The following is a 20,652-nucleotide window of genomic DNA, read 5'->3' on the forward strand; positions in this document are numbered from 1 at the left end:
AATGTCACGGAGTATTATTATGACGAGGGTTGTTACGAACATTTTACCATTAACGGCAGCTATACTGGCTAGTTTGTCTTATTCTGCAAATGCAGATGATAAAAAGCAAGACATGGAAGTGATTGTAGTTTCTGCTTCAGGTTATGAGCAGATGCTTAAAGAGGCACCAGCCAGCATCAGTGTTATTGATCGTGAGCAACTCGAAAAGCGTTTTTATCGTGATCTAACCGATGCAATGACAGATGTTCCTGGTGTGGTTGTCACAGGTGGTGGCGACAGAAAAGATATCAGTCTTCGTGGTATGGCAAGTCAATATACTTTGATTTTAATTGATGGCCAGCGTCAAACCTCTCGTGAAACCCGCCCAAATAGTGATGGCCCTGGTGTTGAAGGAGCATGGACTCCGCCTATCTCAGCGATTGAGCGCATCGAGGTTATCCGTGGCCCTATGTCGTCATTATATGGCTCAGATGCAATCGGTGGGGTTATCAATATTATTACCCGTAAAACACCAGAAAAATGGTACGGTGAACTACGCTTAGATAGCACCATTCAAGAATCAAGTGAATCGGGCAATATCAATCAAGGTAGCTTTTTCACAGCGGGTGGCTTAATTCCTGAGTTATTAGGTATGCAGTTATCTGGTCAATTCTCAAAGCGTGACGAAGACGATTTTGAAGCAGGTTTTCGTGGCAAAGAGCAAAGTAATATCAAAGCTAAGTTCATCTTAACGCCTTCTGATAACCACGAAATCATGCTTGAAGTAGGCTCTGCAAAACAAAAACTCGACGAAACATTAGGCAAAACGGTTGCTCCTTTAGCTGAAGGCGAAAGCTGTGGTCGAAATGGCTGTCCTGAGTCATCAACCACAGAGTATGACCAAGAGAGCTATTCACTAAGCCATAATGGTTTTTATGATTTTGGCTCATCACGCAGTTACCTAAAGTACGATAAATTCGATAATACCTCTCGCGAAATGTATGTCGAAAATACCGATGCGCAAACCAGTTGGACTTTACCTTTTACCAATCATAATGCTGCATTTGGGGCGTCATATTTAAAGGAAGAGCTGGACGATTACACCAGTAACCGCATAAGTGACTTAACCCATGTTGAGAACGAGCAGTGGTCAGTATTTGCAGAAGATGAGTGGGCAGCAACCAAGCAATTTAAACTCACTACCGGTCTTCGTTATGACCATGATGGCAATTTTTCAGGCCATTTCAGCCCACGTTTGTATGGTGTGTATACAGCAACTAAATCGTTGACGGTAAAAGGCGGTATCTCTACAGGTTTTAGAGCGCCGAATATTCGTCAATCTACTGCAACGTGGGGGCAAGTGAGCCGAGGTGGTAATATTTACGGTAACCCAGATTTAAGCCCTGAAAAATCTGTAAACTACGAAATGGGTATCTATTACGATGCAAACCGTGATTTATCGCTTTCAAGCACCGTATTTTACAACGAGTTTGAAGATAAAATTACCCGTATTTCGTGCCCACTCACCCAGTGTACTGATGGACCAAACCAGTTTGGTTCGATGCCAACGACCTATGTCAATGTGGATGATGTTTGTTACACAAGGTTTTGAGTTATCAGTATCTTACGACATTACTAGTGAGCTTGATGTTAGTGCCAACTACACCTACACCGATTCTGAGCAAAAAACCGGTGAATACAAAGGCAGCCCACTTAACCAATTACCAAAGCATATTTTACAAACTTCAGTTAATTGGCGCCCGGTTGATAAACTAGGCACCTGGTTGCGTGTACATTACCGTGGTGAAGAAAGTCAGCCGACAACAGGTCCGTCACAAGACAGCTTAATTGCGCCAGATTACACCTTGGCTGATATCGGTGGTAACTATGATTTAAGCCGCAGCATTAAGTTAGGGTTTGGTGTTTATAACCTGTTTGACAAAGAAATCACCGAAGCTGAATACGGATATGTTGAAGATGGTCGCCGTTATTGGCTATCAGTTGGGTTTAATTTTTAAGCCGACTCCTTAGCAAAAGCAAAGCCAACGAGTTACGTTGGCTTTGTTAATGAAACTGGCTTAAGTTTCGTAAATGACAATAAATCAGGTTGTGGTGCTTTTGGTTTGTTTTGCAATAGATGTATAGCACTATAGTTATAGGTCGCTTTTTGAATAGTTCTACTACATTGAGTTAGTCATCAACTGACAGACAACAATGATAACGACTATAAAGGCGATATATGCAAAAAGTAACACAATTATGTAAACGAAAATCAGCGTCGTTTACTCCGCTCGCAGTGCTCTGTGCTGCTATTTTCTCGCAGCCAAGTTTTGCAGGGAGTTGGCAGCAAAATGTCAGCATTGGCGGTTTTAATAATGTTCATATTTACACTCCTGATACGCAATCAAGCATAGGCAATGGCCATTCTTTGATGCTGGTACTGCATGGCTGCGTGCAACCCATTAATAACTACTTAACTGCGAAACTTGAAGATGCAGCCGAAGCCCATGGCATGGTAATAGCCGTTCCTGATGCGATGAATAAAGCAGGCTATAGCTGCTGGTCATATTGGCAAGGAGCAATCAATCGCAGCTCTGGTGATTATAAAAATTTAATTAATTTAGCCAATGTATTAAGTTCTGATGCAACGCGTAATATTGACCCTAAACAAGTGTATATTGCAGGCTTATCATCTGGGGCTGCAATGGCTGCTCAAACGGCTTGTGTAGCGCCTGATGTATTTGCTGGGGTTGCACCAAGCGCTGGGCCAACCATCGGCACAAGTTCAAGTGGGGCAATTTCGACCTGTGAAACAGTGTCTGAAAACACCTTTGTATCCCGCTGTGAAAGCTATGCTGGCAGTTATAAAGATCATTTTGCCACACAAATAGCGGTGATTGGTCATGGTACTGCCGATACCACAGTCAATACCTGTTATAACCAGCAAAACGCAGATGGCTTTGCTGCCCTTTATGAGGTTAATCAACTTTCAGGCACAACGACCATAAGTGATGATGCAACACGCACTGCTGAGCAGTCACTTTGGCAAGACAATCGGGTTGCTATGCTGTGGTTTAATAATTTGGATCACTCGTGGTCGGGCGGACAAGGTGCGTCTGGCGATTATGTGGCGGCAAACAGTATTAATTTTGCAACCTATCTCGGTGAGTACTTTGCGGCTAATAATAAACGAGTTGATCGTAATGCAGGCCCTGAAATTAGTAATTTAACTGCCACAGTCAGTAATAACCAGCTCACCATTACAGGCAGTGCAGTCGACCCAGAAGGCAATGTAACCAATGTTGATATAAACGTGTATAGCCTAGCCAGTGGCGCGGCAAGCTTAATTGAATCACTGAACGTACAAGTCGATGCGAATAATAGCTTTAGCGGGGTGACAAGCGTACTCAGCGATGGACTTTATGAAGTGCGTGTCAGTGCCACAGATAATGAAGCGAAACAAGGTGATGAAGCTAATCTTACGGTACGTGTCGGGCCAGAGCCTGCAGCTACAGCACCGCTACTGAGTGATACTGCGGCAAGTGTAAACGGGCAGTGCGCTACAGTGACGGGAACGGTGATTGATGATAATCAAAACTTAAGTACTGTCGTGGTCAGTTTTAGCAATGGTGATGTGACAGCTACAGTGAATGGGCTTGAGTACTTTGCTGAACAATGCAATCTGGCTGGTGGCAATAATACCGTAGTGATCACCGCAACTGATGATACTGCGCTGACATCAACAGATAACATTAGTTTTGTCATCGATGCTGGCGTGACAGGCGATTACAATCTTCATATCAACGAAGGCCATATTAGCTGGGGCGAAGGTTACTCTGCCTGTTATTTAGCGTTTGGAACCGCTGCCTTTACTATGCGCGAGTATTCAGCGGGTACCAATCAATGTCAATGGATCGCTGATGATGATTCAAGTTGTGCAGGGCCATTACAGGCATGCAAAACCACCACCGAACCGACTAATGACGCAGACAACGACGGTGTGCTCGACGGCGCAGATAATTGCCCGAATGTAGCGAATGCTGATCAAGCTGATAACGATAATGACGGGATTGGTAATGTGTGTGACAGCACTCCTGATGGTGAAACGAGTGACTCTGACAGCGATGGTGTTAGTGATAGCCTAGATAACTGCCCGCTGGTGACCAATAGTGATCAACTGGATAGTGATGCAGATGGTGTGGGTGATGCGTGTGACTCAACCCCGAATGGTGATTACCAATGCACTGAAACCACCTCTAGCAACTATGCACATGTGCAAGCAAATCGCGCAACCACGAATGGCTCTTACGCCTATGCAGTGGGCTCAGGTGATAACCTAGGTCTTTATAACACCTTTTATACCAGTACCTTAGCGCAAACTAGTGCTGGGTATTATGAATTAGGTAATTGCCCTAATTAATAAATGTGTGTCGTCCATGCGGGCGACATAGCTTTAGTTACTCTTATATTTTAACCATTACCGCCTACGTTAAAAATGATTACAGGATTACCAGTGGAATTGTTGAAACAACTAGTCACGACGCTTTTTGCTGTTTTCAATAATATTTAAATGCTTCAAATTTGTTTACTAATTTAAGCTGGTTGGCATGATTGGTCACAAAGATGATTTTAGTGTTCTTACCAATTTTGTGTTTTTATGTTGCACGCTCATCTCAAAATTTTCTCAAACTTATCAATTCCCGTAAATAATAAAATAATCTAATAAAATTAACTAATTAAGTTAGTAAATAATTTTACTTGATAGCTTTTACTTTTATCGCGACAGACTTTTTTGAATATTGGTCAATATTCTTTTCTTTTTTTGTAACGCCAATTGGTTGGCAATGCAATTTATTGGTAATAACTTATGTTGTTATTGGTAACCTTGTTGTGCCAGTTTGTGTAAGTGCTGCTATTAAGATGTAGTGCTGTGAGATTTAAAAAATTTAACTAGGCGCACTTTTCGAAATGGTTAACTTCATTCAAAAGTGTCAATTTATTTAGGAGTTCTACATGTCAAAACCAACGATTGGTTTTATCGTATTGGCTTAATGGGTGGCAATATGGTCGAGAATCTACAAAACAAAGGCTATCAGTTGATTGTGATGGATCTTAATAAAGAAGCCGTTACAAAATGTGTAGAGCGAGGTGCTCAAACAGTATCGACAGGTAAAGAGTTAGCCGCTGCTTCAGACATTGTTATGCTTTGCTTGACAACATCAGATATCGTGGAAAAAGTAGTTTATTCAGATGAAGGTTTATTGGATGGATTAAAAGAAGGATTCGTTTTAATCGATTTTGGTACATCAATTCCTGCCTCAACTAAGAAAATTGGTAAAGACCTTGCTGCAAAAGGCGTAGGTATGATTGATGCACCTTTAGGGCGTACTCCAGCGCATGCAAAAGATGGCTTATTGAATATTATGGCTGCAGGTGACTTAGAGACGTTTAATAAAGTGAAGCCTGTATTAGATGATCAAGGTGAAAATGTGTTCCATTTAGGGGAGCTTGGCGCAGGTCATACAACAAAGTTAATTAATAACTTTATGGGTATGACAACGGTATGTGCGATGTCTCAAGCATTTGCTGTTGCTGATCGTGCCGGCGTAAATCGCCAACAACTTTTCGACATTATGTCTACGGGACCATCAAATTCACCTTTTATGCATTTTTGTAAAAACTATGCGGTGGATGGAGTGAGTGATCTTGGGTTTTCAATTGCAAATGCAAATAAGGACTTAGGTTACTTTTTACAGATGGTAGAGGATCTTGGCACTGTGTCAAAAATTGCTGAAGGCTCATCGGCGAACTTGCAAGCTGCATTTGATGCGGGAATGGGTCAAGGCAATGTGCCTGAGATTTTTGATTATTTCAAAAGCTTAGTTAAGTAAAGCCATTTGCCAAAGCGCTTCACATCGTGAAGCGTCTGAACACACATAATAAAGCTGATGGCGTTTTTCGTCGAAATATCAGTAAAAATGAGTTAACTATGCGATTGATTAAACTAAATATAATAAAGCTTAGCCTAGTTATTCTTGGTTGTTTTTCGACAACGATTGCAGCCAAAGACTACTTAATAGACAACAAACAAGCTTACGCAAAAATAGCCAACACGTTACAAGCAGGTGATACCGTAATTTTACAAAATGGGGTGTGGCATGACTTCGAAATTGTTTTATCTGGTCAAGGCTCTAAACAATTACCGATTAGATTAAAGCCGCAAACTAAAGGTAAGGTTATTTTATCTGGGCAGTCAAACCTTCGTTTAGCAGGGCAGTATTTGCATGCCAGCGTATTGTGTTTAAAAATGGTTATACCCCGACATCCGCGGTTATTGAGTTTCGTAATGGTAAAGAACTCGCATTTAATTCGCGTGTCTCTGAAATGGTAATCGATAATTATAACAACCCAGATAAGCGCGAATCTGATTATTGGGTAGCGCTTTATGGTCAGCATAACCGTTTTGATCACAACCACTTAGAAGGTAAACGAAATAAAGGAGTGACAGTTGCGGTTCGGTTGAATTCTGAACAAAGTCAGCAGAATTATCATCAAATTGACCATAACTATTTTGGCTATCGTCCTGTATTTGGCTCTAACGGTGGAGAAACGTTACGTATAGGGACGAGCCACTACTCGTTGTCCGATTCGCACACATTAGTTGAGAACAACTATTTTGAACAAACCAATGGTGAGGTCGAAATCATTTCGATTAAATCAGGTAAGAACCATATTCGAAATAACATTTTTTATGAAGCTCGCGGCACACTTACACTGCGTCATGGGAATGGAAATATCATCGAAGAAAATATTTTTTTCGGTAATGGTGTAGAGCATACTGGCGGCATTCGCGTTATCAACAAAGATCACATTATTCGTAATAATTATCTCGAGGGATTAACGGGATTTCGTTTTGGCAGTGGCTTTACGGTGATGAATGGTGTGCCTAATTCACCCATTAACCGCTATCACCAAGTTGAAAATGCGCAAATTGAAAACAATACCTTTATAAATGTTGAACATATTCAGCTTGCTGCTGGCAGTGATGCTGAACGCAGTGCTGTACCAATTAATAGTGTGATGAACAATAACCTGATCATTAACGACTCGCAGCAACCGTTCACAGCTTTTGATGATATTAGTGGCATTAAGTTTAGTAAAAACATTGCCAATACAGCCGTATTACCATCGCTTAGCAAGGGAGTAAAGCAACAGCAAGTTAAGTTAAAGCGTAATAAAGCGGGCTTACTTTACCCTGTTTCAGAGTCAGTTTTTGCGGGTGCTAAGGCTGATTTAACTGTACTGAAAAAAGCAGACACAGGAGTGAGCTGGTACCCTAAAAGCCCTGCAATTGTGGCTTTTGATTCGGGAAAAACCCATCGAGTCGAAAATTCTGCGAAGGATCTCCTGCTTAAAATTGAACAAGCGCACTCTGGTGATGTACTTGAACTATCAGCAGGAGACTATGACCTCGCAAAACTGGTCGTGATTGATAAAACCCTTTCTTTTAAGGCGGCTCAAGATGGCGCTGTGAATTTGACTTTTGAGCGCTCTAGTTTGTTCGAAATTCATGATGGCGGCAGTTTAAAGCTAGAAGGGTTAGTTATATCTGGTAAAAACAGCCCAGACTCAGCGGGTAATTCGGTTATTCGTACTAAAAAATGGGGCATGGTTGAAAACTACCGTTTGATTATGGAGCGTTGCCAATTAATTAATTTAGATATTAATCATACCTTTGATTTTTTTAAAACGGGTAAAGGTGCACTAGCGGATGAAATCACTTTAATTTATAACCAGTTTAGTCAGGTTACTGGTGATATCTTGCGCCTTGACAGCGAGATTGAAAACTTAGGTGTGTATAACGCAGAGTATGTCACCTTAACAAATAACCATTTTGATAATGTTAGCGGTGCGCTAGTTAAGCTTTATCGTGGCGGCACTGATGAAAGTACGTTTGGTCCACACTTTTTGTTAAAGAATAATACACTGAACTCAGTGGGTTTAGGTAAGCGAAATAAAACTAATGCCAGTGTTTACTTACATGGTGTGCAAGTTACCGAAATCGCCGAGAACGCGTTTACCAATTCTGCGCCGATTGTCGTTGAACATACAGTTGGTGAACCGCAAACGCGTATTATCTCAAACACGTTCACTAATACAGCAAAACCACACATTAAAGAGCTAAATATTGCAGGCTCGCATACGGCTATTTTAAAAAATAACCAAGTGATTCAGAAGTAGGGAGCAAGCATGAAAATATTTAATTTTTACACAGGCTTAAAAATAGCGGTAACTGCTCTGGCTATTACCACATGCAGTGCTTTTGCGACGCACCCAAATTTAGTAATCACCCAATCTGATGTTGAGAAGATGCGCAGTGCGCTTAACCAATCGGGTCGCTTTAATGATCGGTATCTTGAGCTAAAGCAACAAGTAGATCAGCAACTTGCTTTTGGGATTGTTGTGCCGTTACCTAAAGATGGTGGCGGTGGTTATAGCCATGAGCGTCATAAAAAGAATTATCAGCTGATGTATGGCGCTGGCATAATTTACCAGTTAAGCCAAGAGCAAAAATATGCCGATTTTGTGCGCGATATGTTACTTGAATATGCCGCACTCTATCCAACGTTAGATGTGCACCCCAAACGTAAAGTTAAGTCGCAAAACCCAGGAAAATTATTTTGGCAAAGCTTAAATGAAGCTATGTGGTTGGTATACACAATTCAAGCTTATGATTTGATCGTTGAGACACTAACAGATCAAGACATTAATGACATTGAGCATAAGCTATTAAGACCTGTGGCACTCTTTTTATCACAAGGACAGCCTTCTACTTTTAATAAAGTACATAATCACGGCACTTGGGCTACAGCTGGAGTTGGCATGGCAGGCTACGTGTTAGGTGAGCCACAGTGGGTTGAAAAGGCGCTGTATGATTTAGATAAATCAGGTAAAGGTGGCTTCTTAAAGCAGCTTGATATGCTTTTTTCACCTCAGGGGTATTATAACGAATACCCTATTACCAGCGCTTTGCGTTACTCCCTTTTGTTACGTTTGCCCAAGCTATTGCACATAACGAACCTGAGCGAAAAATTGCACACTATCGTGATGGCATTTTGCTAAAAGCCATAGATACTACAATTCAACTAAGCTATAACGGTTTGTTTTTTCCGATTAATGATGCAATTAAGAGCAAAGGGATCGACACCATTGAACTTGTGCATGGTGTGACGGTTGCTTACGGTTTAACGGGTGATACAGGCTACTTAGATATTGCTCAACAACAAGGGCAAATTATTCTTTCGGGAGATGGTTTAGAGGTTGCAAATGCGTTAGATGAAGGATTAGCAACACCCTATCAGTTCAGGTCCGTCGCATTTGGAGATGGCAGCCAAGGAGATGAAGGGGCGCTTGTGATCATGCGCAGCAAACCCAATGGCGAACAGGCATTACTCTTTAAACCTGCTTCTCAGGGATTAGGGCATGGCCACTTCGATAAGTTAACCTGGCAGTTTTATGACAAGGGACAAGAAATTGTTTCTGATTATGGTGCTGCGCGTTTTTTAAATGTTGAAGCCAAATTTGGGGGTCGTTACTTACCGGAAAATAACAGCTATGCAAAACAAACCGTAGCGCATAATACAGTCGTTGTGGACGAAATCAGTCATTTTAATTCAGATGTAAAGCAAGGAAACAAACATGCTCCAACGCTAAATTTCTTTGAAACCTCGGAATACGGCAGTGTATCGAGTGGTCAAATAAATACAGCTTACGAAGAGGTTGAGCTTGAGAGAACGCTTGCTTTGGTCGAACTTAAAGAACTAGGTAGTACTATTGCTATTGATTTATACAGTGTCAACGCATCACAACCTCACCAACTAGATTTGCCTTTGCATTATAAAGGGCAATTTATCGATAGTAATTTTGATTTAAATACGCAGAGTCAACAGATGACGGCGCTGGGTAAAAAGAATGGTTATCAACATCTTTGGTTAAGAGCGCAAGCTCGTCCTGAGAAGGGGTTAGCTAAGGTCACATGGTTAAATGAAAATGGCCGCTTTTATACTTTATCAAGCTTAGTGAATGGCGAAGAGTCGTTTTTATTCACGCAAGTTGGTGCAAACGATCCTAATTTCAATCTACGTAATGAACATGGTTTTATCCGCCGAGTGAAAGGTGTAAATAGGCATCAATTTATTTCAATACTAGAGCCTCATGGTGAATATAACCCGAGCAAAGAATATACCCTCGTTGCACAAAGCCGATTATCTGCCTTGTCTCACACACAACAGGGGGAGCTTACGCTTATTGAGTCCCGAATTCAGATAATAAGTGCACCACTCATGGTTAAACGGTGAGAAGAGATCAACTGCCTGTTGGTGGTACTCTGTAATCGCCAAAAAACAAGAGTAGATACCATGAGTTACAAGCAGTTGATCGAAGGGCAAAGATACCAGATTGAGGCCTACTTACGCGAGGGTTTTAGCTATCGAGAGATAGGGAAAAGGCTAAAAGTGAGCCACAGCACTATAAGTCGTGAAGTTAGGCGCAATAGTACTCGAAGTCATTACTTGCCTGAGGTTGCACATTCAAAGGCATGTAAACGAAAACATCTAGCTGCCAAGTATTCCATGCCAGCACTTACAATTGCGTTCGTTGAGTTTGGATTGGAGCAAAAATGGAGCCCTGAGCAGGTTGCGGGTGTAAGCAAAATTATCGGGCATCCTGTGAGTCATGAATGGATTTATGGCTATATTCAAAAAGATAAATTGAGTGGTGGCAAGCTATACAAACATCTGCGACAAGGGCACAGACGTTATCGTAAAGGCAGCCGAAGCAAACGTGTCATCATCCCAAATCGTGTTGGCATTGAACATAGACCTGCGATTGTTGACACTAAGACACGATTTGGTGATTGGGAAGCGGATACAGTACTTGGCAAGCATGGTACGGGAGCAATCGTTAGTTTAGTCGAGCGTACAAGTAAGTTTTACCTGATACGCAAAGTGCCAGCAAAAAGTGCAGCGCAAGTGAGCAGAGCAATGATAGGTATGCTGTGGCGCTATCGACGCCATGTTCATACGATAACCGCAGACAACGGGAGTGAGTTTTGTGAACATGAGCATGTTTCAGACAAGCTAAAAACCGACATCTACTTTGCTAACCCCTACTCATCATGGGAAAGAGGGTTAAATGAGAACTTTAATGGCTTGTTGCGTCAATATATTCGCAAAGGCACTGATTTACGAACGGTGACAGATAAGCAAATTGCGCACATAGAAAAGGCGCTCAATGCGAGGCCGAGAAAATGTCTAGGGTTTAGGCAACCAGCGGTAATATTCGATGAATTACGCAAAGCAGCCTAATTTAGCGAGTGGTGCACTTCGGACTTGAATTCGCGGTTAACTGTGGCAGATAAGCCTTATTTAATTGCCATTAATAACAACAAAGGCGCTAGTAAAAGATCATTTAAATATAAAAATCAATCATATTCATTAGACGGTCACTTAGGCGTTTATTTGATGACCAACATTTAGGAATAGTTGCCATGACTAAACAAAGTGAACATTTTACATTTGCAAGCGACGCTGAAGTTGAAGACCTAGGGAATGGCCTAAAACGTCAAATGCTTGGTTATAACGAAGAACTAATGGCCGTTAAAATTTGGTTTGCACAAGGCGCTATTGGCTATAACCATGCTCACCGTCATTCACAAGTTACTTATGTTGTTGAAGGTGAATTTCATTTTAATATTGATGGTGTTACCAAAGTATTAAAAGCAGGTGATAGCTGTTTTATTCCTCCTTTTGCAGATCACGGTGCAACTTGCCCAACGGGCGGTATTTTAATTGATACCTTTAGCCCTGCTCGTGAAGACTTTTTAGAGGATGAATAATATGAAACTTCAAGGTTTACGCTGGTGGGTAATTGCTCTAATAGCACTGGCAACTATTATCAATTATATCGATAGACAAGCGCTTAGTGTGCTATGGCCTGATATTGTTGAAGAACTGTTTCCTGATGAATCAGCTTTAGAGCGAAAGCAAATTTATGCCAATATTTCGATTGTTTTTGTATTTGCTTATGCATTTGGGCAAGCAATTTTTGGCAAAATTTTTGATTGGGTTGGTACGCGCTTTGGTTTTGTTTTATCAATAGGTGTGTGGTCGCTAGCAACCGTGGCTCATGCATTTGCCCAAGGAGTAATGAGCTTAAGTCTTTTTCGCGCTATTTTAGGCGTTGCAGAAGCTGGGAATTGGCCGGGAGCTGCAAAAGGCAATGCTGAATGGTTTCCAACTAAAGAACGTGCCTTAGCACAAGGAATTTTTAACTCTGGTGCTGCAATTGGCGGCATTATTGCAATCCCTCTTATTGCTTATTTGACTGTCTACTTTAGCTGGCAAATGGTGTTTGTTGTGGTAGGTGTTATGGGCTTCTTATGGCTAGTGCCTTGGCTTATTCTAGTGAAAGCTCCACCAGGCTCTCATCCATGGATCAGCGAAGAAGAAAAGCAATACATCTTAACCGGCCAACGTCAGTCTACAGCCGATAACACCAATGATGAAGAATACAACCCAAGCACGACTGAGCTTTTAAGTCGTAAACAAAGCTGGGGCGTTATCATTGCATCAGCAGCAATTGACCCTATTTGGTGGTTGTTTGTTTTTTGGATCCCAATTTACCTCAATGAAGTCTATGGCATGGATGTTAAGTCAATTGGAATTTATGGTTGGGTGCCTTATGTAGGCGCTATGTTTGGTGCATGGTTTGGTGGTTTACTTGCGCAAAACCGTTTAAAAGCCGGATGGAGCACGGATAAAACACGTAAGCTCACCATTACATTAGGCTGCTTAATTATGTTGCCAGCCTTAATTGCCATGGCAAACCCAGGCGCGCCCGTAGTAGCTGTATTGATTATGGCTGTGATTTTATTCGGTTTTCAAACAGCCAGTGGTAATGTGCAAACGCTACCGAGTGACTTATTAGGGAAAAAAGCAGTCGGCACCTTATCGGGTATTTCTGGTATGGCTGCAAAACTAGGTGCTGTAGGTCTAACGTCATTGGTGCCTTACTTAACTGCCGGCGGTAATTACACACCTGCATTTGTGATTGGCGCATCGCTTGCGATTATTGCGATGTTGGCTGTTTGGCTATTGATCCCAAAAATTGAACCACTAAGCAGTAAAAAGTAACCCAAATAAAGGCTTTTTAGATTCTCTAAAAAGCCTTTTTAATTACAGGATAAAATAATGAAAAAAATCTTCTTTTTGGGTGAATGCATGGTTGAGTTAAAAGCTATTTCAGATAGCACGCTAAATCAATCATTTGCTGGCGATGTTTATAATTCAGCGGTGTATTTAAAGCGTTGTTTTAGCTCACTTGAATGTGGGGTTGTAAGTGCTATCGGTACGGATGCGCTCAGTATTAAAATGCGGCAGCGATTTGTCGAAGAAGGCCTAGCGACACAGCTTGTCTTCACACATGCTAATAAAGTACCCGGTATTTACTACATTGAAACTGATGAGCAAGGGGAGCGCAGTTTTACCTACTGGCGACATGACTCAGCAGCCCGTAAAGTGGTGGATTTTTTTAACCCAAGTGTTGAAGAAGAATTAGCCAGTGCAGATATGCTGTTTATCTCGGGTATTTCATTGGCTGTCATTGAACCAGCAAGCCGAGATTTATTTTGGCAAATCGTGCAGCGGATAAAAAAAGCGGGCGTTAAAATCGTTTTTGATCCCAATTATCGAGCCCGGTTGTGGCAGAGTGAACAAGAAACTAAAGGGCAATACACTATTGCATTCGAACTAGCTGATATTTGTCTACCAGGTATTGAAGATTTAACGGCACTTTATGAGCTTCATAGCGCACAAGCCGTTATGGACTATTTAGCGCAATTTAATATCTCAGAAGTCGTTGTTAAAAATGGCCCAAGCTCTGTCTTTACAAAAATAAATGGTCAATTGTTTGAGCATCAAATTACACCAGTTACACATGTTGTCGACACCACATCAGCAGGCGATGCATTTAATGGTGCTTACCTAGGTGCCAGAATGGCAGGTATGGATGAACATAAAGCTGTACAGCTTGCTGCAAAAGCCGCTGCTGTGGTGATCCAGCAGCCAGGAGCAATTACACCAAAAGAACACTTTGTGAAGGCCATGCAGAGTACTTAATTTCAAAACTACCTTTTAACTGCTCGTTAGCAGCAACTTGATCTTTACCAATTAATTTAAAGAGAGAACGAACATGATCCGCTTTTCTGAACTGATGTCAGGGCAAACACTGCTGCCTCTTATTCAAGCTGAGACACCTGAACAAGGGGTAAAAATAGCCAAAGCAATGGCTGATGCAGGGCTAGGGCTGGTTGAAGTTGTACTTAGAACGAAGGCTTCATTAGCGACTATTTCAGCGATAAAACAACAATTGCCCCAACTCACGGTTGGTGCAGGGACGGTTATCAACGAAGGTATCCTACAGCAAGCAATTAAAGCAGGTGCAGATTTTATTGTTACACCTGCTGTGTCAGCAAACTTACTTCAAGCGCTAAAAAACTGTGGTTTACCGGTTGTTCCCGGTGTGTCTAATACTGCAGACATTTTAATGGCATTAGAGGCCGGCTTTTCTGAGCAAAAGCTATTTCCTGCTTCTTTATCAGGAGGGCCGGCGTTTTTAAAAGCTGTGTCGAGTGTGTTCCAAGATGTTCGCTTTTGCCCAACAGGTGGCGTGAATGAGCATAATAAAGATGAATATTTAGCATTAGATAATGTGATTGCAGTAGGAGGCACGTGGGTCGCTAAACAACAATGGGTTGAGCAACAAAACTGGCAAGCGATTACCGATGCATGTATTGCAGCGAATAAAGCATAACGGAGGCTGAAATGTCGTTGGTAGATACAGCAGTTAAAGCAGGGGTGGTTGTTGGTAGGGATGTTGCAAAACAATACGATGATGCTAGAGAGAACCACTATGCCTTACCGGCAGTGAATGTGGTGGGTACATCATCAATCAATGCAACACTGGCAGCTGCAAAAAAGGCGCAGTCTCCGGTTATTATTCAGTTATCCAATGGGGGCGCACAATTTTTCTGTGGTAAAGACTGTGGCTTGGAACCGCAACATGCTGCGATTTTAGGCGCTGTCAGTGCCGCGCACTATGTGCATGGTGTTGCAGCGCATTATGGTGTGCCAGTTATGTTGCACACTGATCATGCCGCAAAATCATTACTACCTTGGATAGATGGCTTACTAGATGAGGGAGAACGTTACTTTGCAAAAACGGGCAAACCTTTGTTTAGCTCTCATATGATTGATTTATCTGAACAGTCCTTAGAGGAAAATATCGAAACATGTGAACGTTACTTAGTTCGTATGGCAAAAATAGGAATGACACTTGAAATCGAGCTGGGCTGTACTGGGGGCGAAGAAGATGGGGTTGATAATAGTCACCTTGATAGTTCAGCGCTTTACACCCAACCAGAAGATGTTGCTTATGCCTATGAAAGACTCAGTAAAATTAGTCCTAATTTTATAATTGCCGCCTCGTTTGGCAATGTGCACGGCGTTTATAAACCGGGTAATGTAGTATTGACCCCGCTTATCTTAAAACAATCTCAGCAGTTTGTAGCCAAGAAATTTAATTTGCCACATAACAGTTTGAACTTTGTGTTTCATGGCGGTAGCGGTTCAGAACCAGCAAAAATTACTGAGTCGCTAGGCTATGGTGTGGTAAAGATGAATATCGATACTGATACACAATGGGCATGTTGGGATGGGGTGTTAAATTATTACCGCCAACATAGTGCCTATCTGCAAGGTCAAATTGGCAATCCAGACGGCGACGATAAACCGAACAAAAAACATTATGATCCAAGAGTTTGGTTGTACCAAGGCGAGCAAGCAATGACAGCGCGGTTATTGCAGTGTTTTAGTGATTTAAATTGTATCAATAGGTACTTACCATGCAACGATTGATCCCCGTATTAAAAAAAGATGCTGTCGAGACTGAGCTGATCATGCTGATCAGAACTATTTTAGCGGCATGTAAAGAAATTGCTTTTCGCGTGAGTCAGGGAGAGTTGGCAGGGGTACTTGGCTCCACCTTGGATGAAAATATCCAAGGTGAGGTGCAAAAGAAGCTCGATGTAATCGCAAACCAATTACTTAAAGACATGTTACTTGAAGAAGCATCGGTTGCGGCTATTGCATCTGAAGAAGAAGATCATGCCGTAGCTGGTAACGCTAAAGGCCACTATATCGTTGCTTTTGACCCCCTTGATGGCTCTTCAAATATTGATGTTAATGGCCAAATTAGCACTATTTTTACTTTTTATCGCAAACGCGATGATGTGCCTTTTGATAGTGATGAACAATTCTTACAGGCTGGTGAAAGTCAGGTATGCGCAGGTTATGTTTTATATGGAGCATCGACGTTATTGGTTATGAGTACGGGCGGACCAACTCGCTGCTACACCTTGGATTTAACCCATGGAGGCTTTTTGCTAACAAAACAGCAGATGCAGGTTGCAAATACACGTAATGAGTTTGCTGTAAACATGGCTAATTATCGCTATTGGCATGCTACGGTACAGCATTACTTTGACCAGCTTCTATACGCTGATGAGCAATTTGACAAAAGCGCTATGCGTTGGAATGCAGCCATGGTAGGAGATGTACACCGGATTTTAACGCGAGGTGGCGTTTTTATGTACCCAGCAGATCGCCGAGTGGGTAATGAGAATGGTAAAATACGACTACTTTATGAGGCAAACCCATTGGCAATGTTAATTGAAAATGCACAGGGACAAGCCACTACTCAAGGGCAGAGAATTATGTCGATAATGCCAACTAATTTACATCAACGAGTACCCGTAATTATTGGCTCACCTGAGCAAGTAAAAGGGTTTAATCAGACTGTTTTTGAATAAACTAATTTAGAGAGTAGGTTATGTTAGGACTCATTCGCGGATTAGCATTTGGGGCTTGTTAGTCTATTCGAACTGACTAAACCACCAAATGATAAAAGCGCTTTGTATTTTTTGGAAACATTCATTATTTATCGTTGGGATAACTGAAGTGGAATTAACTTAGGCTACTTATACGCTTATGCAAACATTGAGTTTGAAGGTAGCACTTGTTTTGATACTTATAATACCGATGAGAATGGAGACACAATTAACTAAGGCAACCATGGTGTCGTAAATAAATATGGTCCTCACTTATTTACTGGAGTGATATTTAAGTATTAACCTATTATTTAAGGATAATACCAGCCTACACTAAGACATGTTATTTTGAGGTATAAAACTAGTCGCTTCTTGCGTTAAAAATACTATTTACGACCGCATAGGTATAAAAAGAGCGTAATTCGATTCTTTTTTTTTGCACTAACTTATTGGTTAACCAATTTTTAGGTGTTTTTACACGGAGATCACATGTAAATTGTTATTGATATGTGTTTTTACGTACACCTAAACCATTTAAGTTTATGTTTTTTATCTGCTTGTTTGTTTTTGTTAGTTGTAAAAAATATTGGTAATAATTTTTATTGAATATTTTTTAAATAAAGTTATTACCAAAAGGTTGATTCTTTTTTGTGGTGAGTGTAATTATTTGGTTAACCTTTTGTAGGGCGGTTAGCAATTTTACAACAACAATCATTTACATCATGCGTTTGAATACACAGGAAACACTATGAAACACACACTCTCTAGTATTACGTTAGCGATACTCTCAGCAAGTACACTCAATGTTGCATTTGCGCAGCAAGAACCAAGTCAAACAAAAACGGAAGAAGAATTTGAAGTGATTGAAGTCTCAGGTATTAGACAGTCACTTACTAACGCACTAGCGGAAAAGCGCTCAGCGGACAGTTTAGTTGAAGTCATTCAAGCCGTAGACATAGGTAAATTACCAGATCAGAACTTAGCTGAAGTACTAGAAAATGTTACTGGTGTTCAAATTACTCGCCAAGCAGGTGTTGGTACAGGTGTTCAAATTAGGGGAACTAATGCTAATAGAACAGAGATAAATGGTGTCTCTACTGTTGGCTCAGGTTCAGGTCGCACGGGCATTAGCTTTGAAGATGTGTCTGCCTCAATGATTTCTGCTGTTGAAGTTATTAAGTCACCGGAGGCGAAGACCATCGAAGGCTCTGTAGGTGGAACAATTAATCTACGTACAATTCGCCCTCTACAACTCAATGAAACACTTGCTGCAATTCGTGTTCAAGGTGAAGATAGTAGTTTATCTACCGATGGTATGAAGCCTAGAGTCTCAGCATCATGGGGCGATAATTGGGAACTATCTTCTGGAGGTGAGTTTGGTGCTGTTTTTAGTGCAAGTTATGCGGAGCAGGATGTCACGGCTTTTAGACCTCGTGCAGATAGAGATAACTCTGTAGCTGCCGAGAGTGGAGCTCAAAGCGCTCAATCATTTGACTTTCTACCAATTCAGTTCTTGATCCAAGATTACGATAATTACGAGTCCGAAACCGTAAACTTTGCAGGTACACTCGAATGGGCGCCAAATGATAGTACAAAATTTTTCTTTGATGCTGTTGTAAATGATCAAGATTGCCGTCAAGAAAGCTCTCGTGTTCAGGCCTCTGGTGTCAGTGATCTTAGGAATGTATCTGCTCCAACGGAATTTGAAACGATTCATTTTGGCACCTTAGACGGTCAAGACCTTGGTAGTATTGAGGCTGCCCTAAAGGGCGTTATTCCAGTAGAAGATGGCGGAGCAGATCCAAATCTTCGATTCTCAAGTGATACAAACTCACGTCAAACTGATAGTCAGATTTTCCGTTTAGGCGGCCAATGGCAAGGAGATGATCTATTTGTTAGCGTTGAAGCATCTACATCTCGTTCAGATTCAACGACTCCAAGTTTCAATACAACATTGAATTTTATTAACCCGAATGTTGCTACAAATGACTCTAATGAAAATGGAACCCCCTTTGAGTATGACTTAAGTGGTGGTGCTTTATCCTTTGGTATTGCCCAAAGTGAAGCGAATGCGCCAACCAGCTCACAGTTACTCGACCCTGCAAATGTCGTCTTACGCGATGTAAACCAAGGTCGTGACACAACTGAAAATCAAGAAGATGCATTTCGCACTGATTTTGTTTATTACCTCGACGGTATCGTTACATCAGTTGATTTTGGTTATCGTTACAACAAATCTACAAGTACTTCAGACCAAATTCGCAACAATGTTGGTCTTCGTAAAATGGCTGACAGCCCATCGGGTGACCTATTCGCAGAACTTTTAGTTGCTGGCCTAGATAATTTTAATGCTGCAGATGGTCGCAAGCTATACATTAAAGATTTTTTACTTATTAACCCTGAATTAGCAGGTTCAAATCCAGACTACGTATTAAGCGTTTTAAATGATGCAATTGCGGCTAATAATGCCATTACCGGTTCTGATCGCGCACCAATCAGCTCGCCAACTTCACAAGTAAGTGCGTTTTTTGATATTGAAGAAGTTACTCATGCTTTGTATGCACAAGCTAATTTTGAGTACGAAATGTTTAGAGGCAATATCGGTGTTCGATATTTACAGACAGATATTACCTCTGTAGGTAATTCTGTCACTGTCGATGATGAAGGGAACCAAGTAGTATCGCAAATTGTTTCTGAAGCAGATTATGATTTTATTTTACCGCGTCTTAACCTAAGCGCGAATGTCTCTGAGGATGTGATTGTTCGTTTAGGGTGGTCAAAGGATATTCGTCGTCCAGATTACGATGACCTATCGACTTCAGTTTCATATAGCACAAGTCCGAACAGCGCGGTGTCAATTGGCAACCCAGGTCTTGAGCCAGAGGAAGTAACTTCGTTTGACATTTCTACTGAGTGGTATTTTGCCCCTTCAGCATTAGTGAGTGTTGGCTACTTTCATAAAAAACGAAAAGATTTACATGTAACTCGACAAGTTGACCCTTATGAAGACCCAGCTACAGGCTACCGTGATACCACAGGACCTGTTTGTGAAGAAGTTGGTACTTTTAATCCGATCGCCGATATTAATGTATTTGGCCCGGAACCAGGTGTTGGGCTTTGTGTGCCAACACAAACTACGATTAATGATTCAGATACGCGAACACAGCAAGGTGTAGAACTGGCATTTCAATATGACTTGTCAGAGTTTGAGAATGATTTAGGTTGGGCTTCTGGTTTTGGCGTTATGGCTAACTATACATATCAAAAGTCTTCTGGAGGAGAGGCTATAGATACGGCTACAAGTAGAGCTAATGCCATTTTCGCATTAACAACGGGTATTGAAGATATTACCGTTTCTGCTAAGCAGCCATTAATTGATCTTTCTGAAAACGCGTATAATTTTACTTTATATTATGAAAAATATGGATTTTCAGCTCGTGCCCGCTACACGTGGCGTGAAGGTTATCGTTCAGAAGACTTTGGTAGTACATCAAGCTATCCGTGGGGTTTCCCGGTTGTTCAAGAAGATCGTGGACAATTAAATGCGAGTGTTAGCTATGATGTGACAGAACAACTTAATTTAGCTGTTGAAGCGGTGAATTTAACTGAGTCAGAAGTTAGCCAGTCATGTGTCAATGAAGGGGCTTTACTTTGTTATCAAGGTTTAACTGACCGTCGTATTACATTTGGGGTAAGTTATAAATTCTAACAGTTCGATTTAGAAAAAA

At 41.3% G+C, this 20,652-nt stretch carries 9 protein-coding genes and 4 pseudogenes; all 13 read left to right on the forward strand.

Annotated features, from left to right (window positions below; all coding sequences use genetic code 11):
• Nucleotides 1-19: 19 nt before the first annotated feature.
• The 13 genes and pseudogenes from ACRWSG_RS19830 (at nt 20) to ACRWSG_RS19890 (ending at nt 20,633) form a co-directional block, all read left to right on the forward strand.
• Nucleotides 20-1,997: pseudogene (locus ACRWSG_RS19830) on the forward strand (ligand-gated channel protein).
• A 221-nt stretch (nt 1,998-2,218) separates the two neighbouring features.
• On the forward strand, nt 2,219-4,399 hold the full coding sequence (locus tag ACRWSG_RS19835; RefSeq protein WP_462167324.1) for an extracellular catalytic domain type 1 short-chain-length polyhydroxyalkanoate depolymerase: 2,181 nt from the start codon (nt 2,219-2,221) through the stop codon (nt 4,397-4,399).
• Between the two features lie 593 nt (nt 4,400-4,992).
• Nucleotides 4,993-5,870, forward strand: a pseudogene (locus tag ACRWSG_RS19840) (NAD(P)-dependent oxidoreductase).
• A gap of 98 nt (nt 5,871-5,968) precedes the next feature.
• A pseudogene (locus tag ACRWSG_RS19845) lies at nt 5,969-8,220 on the forward strand (polysaccharide lyase 6 family protein).
• Between the two features lie 9 nt (nt 8,221-8,229).
• A pseudogene (locus ACRWSG_RS19850) lies at nt 8,230-10,304 on the forward strand (heparinase II/III domain-containing protein); the annotation flags it as partial.
• A 93-nt stretch (nt 10,305-10,397) separates the two neighbouring features.
• Nucleotides 10,398-11,345: an IS30 family transposase gene (locus ACRWSG_RS19855; RefSeq protein WP_074989424.1), complete on the forward strand. Its 948-nt coding sequence runs from the start codon at nt 10,398-10,400 to the stop codon at nt 11,343-11,345.
• A gap of 182 nt (nt 11,346-11,527) precedes the next feature.
• A complete protein-coding gene (locus ACRWSG_RS19860; protein WP_054553983.1) occupies nt 11,528-11,875 on the forward strand; it encodes a cupin domain-containing protein in 348 nt (115 codons plus the stop codon).
• Nucleotide 11,876: 1 nt separating this feature from the next.
• Entirely contained in the window at nt 11,877-13,172 is a 1,296-nt protein-coding gene (locus ACRWSG_RS19865; protein ID WP_462167326.1) for an MFS transporter, read from the forward strand.
• Between the two features lie 57 nt (nt 13,173-13,229).
• Nucleotides 13,230-14,156, forward strand: coding sequence for a sugar kinase (locus ACRWSG_RS19870; RefSeq protein ID WP_462167327.1), 927 nt, complete (start codon nt 13,230-13,232; stop codon nt 14,154-14,156).
• Between the two features lie 73 nt (nt 14,157-14,229).
• Nucleotides 14,230-14,850, forward strand: coding sequence for a bifunctional 4-hydroxy-2-oxoglutarate aldolase/2-dehydro-3-deoxy-phosphogluconate aldolase (eda, locus tag ACRWSG_RS19875; protein WP_462167329.1), 621 nt, complete (start codon nt 14,230-14,232; stop codon nt 14,848-14,850).
• 11 nt (nt 14,851-14,861) lie between these two features.
• Nucleotides 14,862-15,953, forward strand: a complete 1,092-nt coding sequence (fbaA, locus tag ACRWSG_RS19880; RefSeq protein WP_462167330.1) for a class II fructose-bisphosphate aldolase — start codon at nt 14,862-14,864, stop codon at nt 15,951-15,953.
• Nucleotides 15,941-16,906, forward strand: coding sequence for a class 1 fructose-bisphosphatase (locus ACRWSG_RS19885; RefSeq protein WP_462167331.1), 966 nt, complete (start codon nt 15,941-15,943; stop codon nt 16,904-16,906). Before fbaA ends, ACRWSG_RS19885 begins: the two co-directional genes overlap by 13 nt.
• Nucleotides 16,907-17,672: 766 nt before the next feature.
• Complete coding sequence (locus tag ACRWSG_RS19890) at nt 17,673-20,633, forward strand: TonB-dependent receptor (RefSeq protein WP_462167332.1); 2,961 nt, start codon at nt 17,673-17,675, stop codon at nt 20,631-20,633.
• The last annotated feature ends 19 nt before the right edge of the window (nt 20,634-20,652 follow it).

The organism is Pseudoalteromonas sp. GB43 (assembly GCF_054923805.1).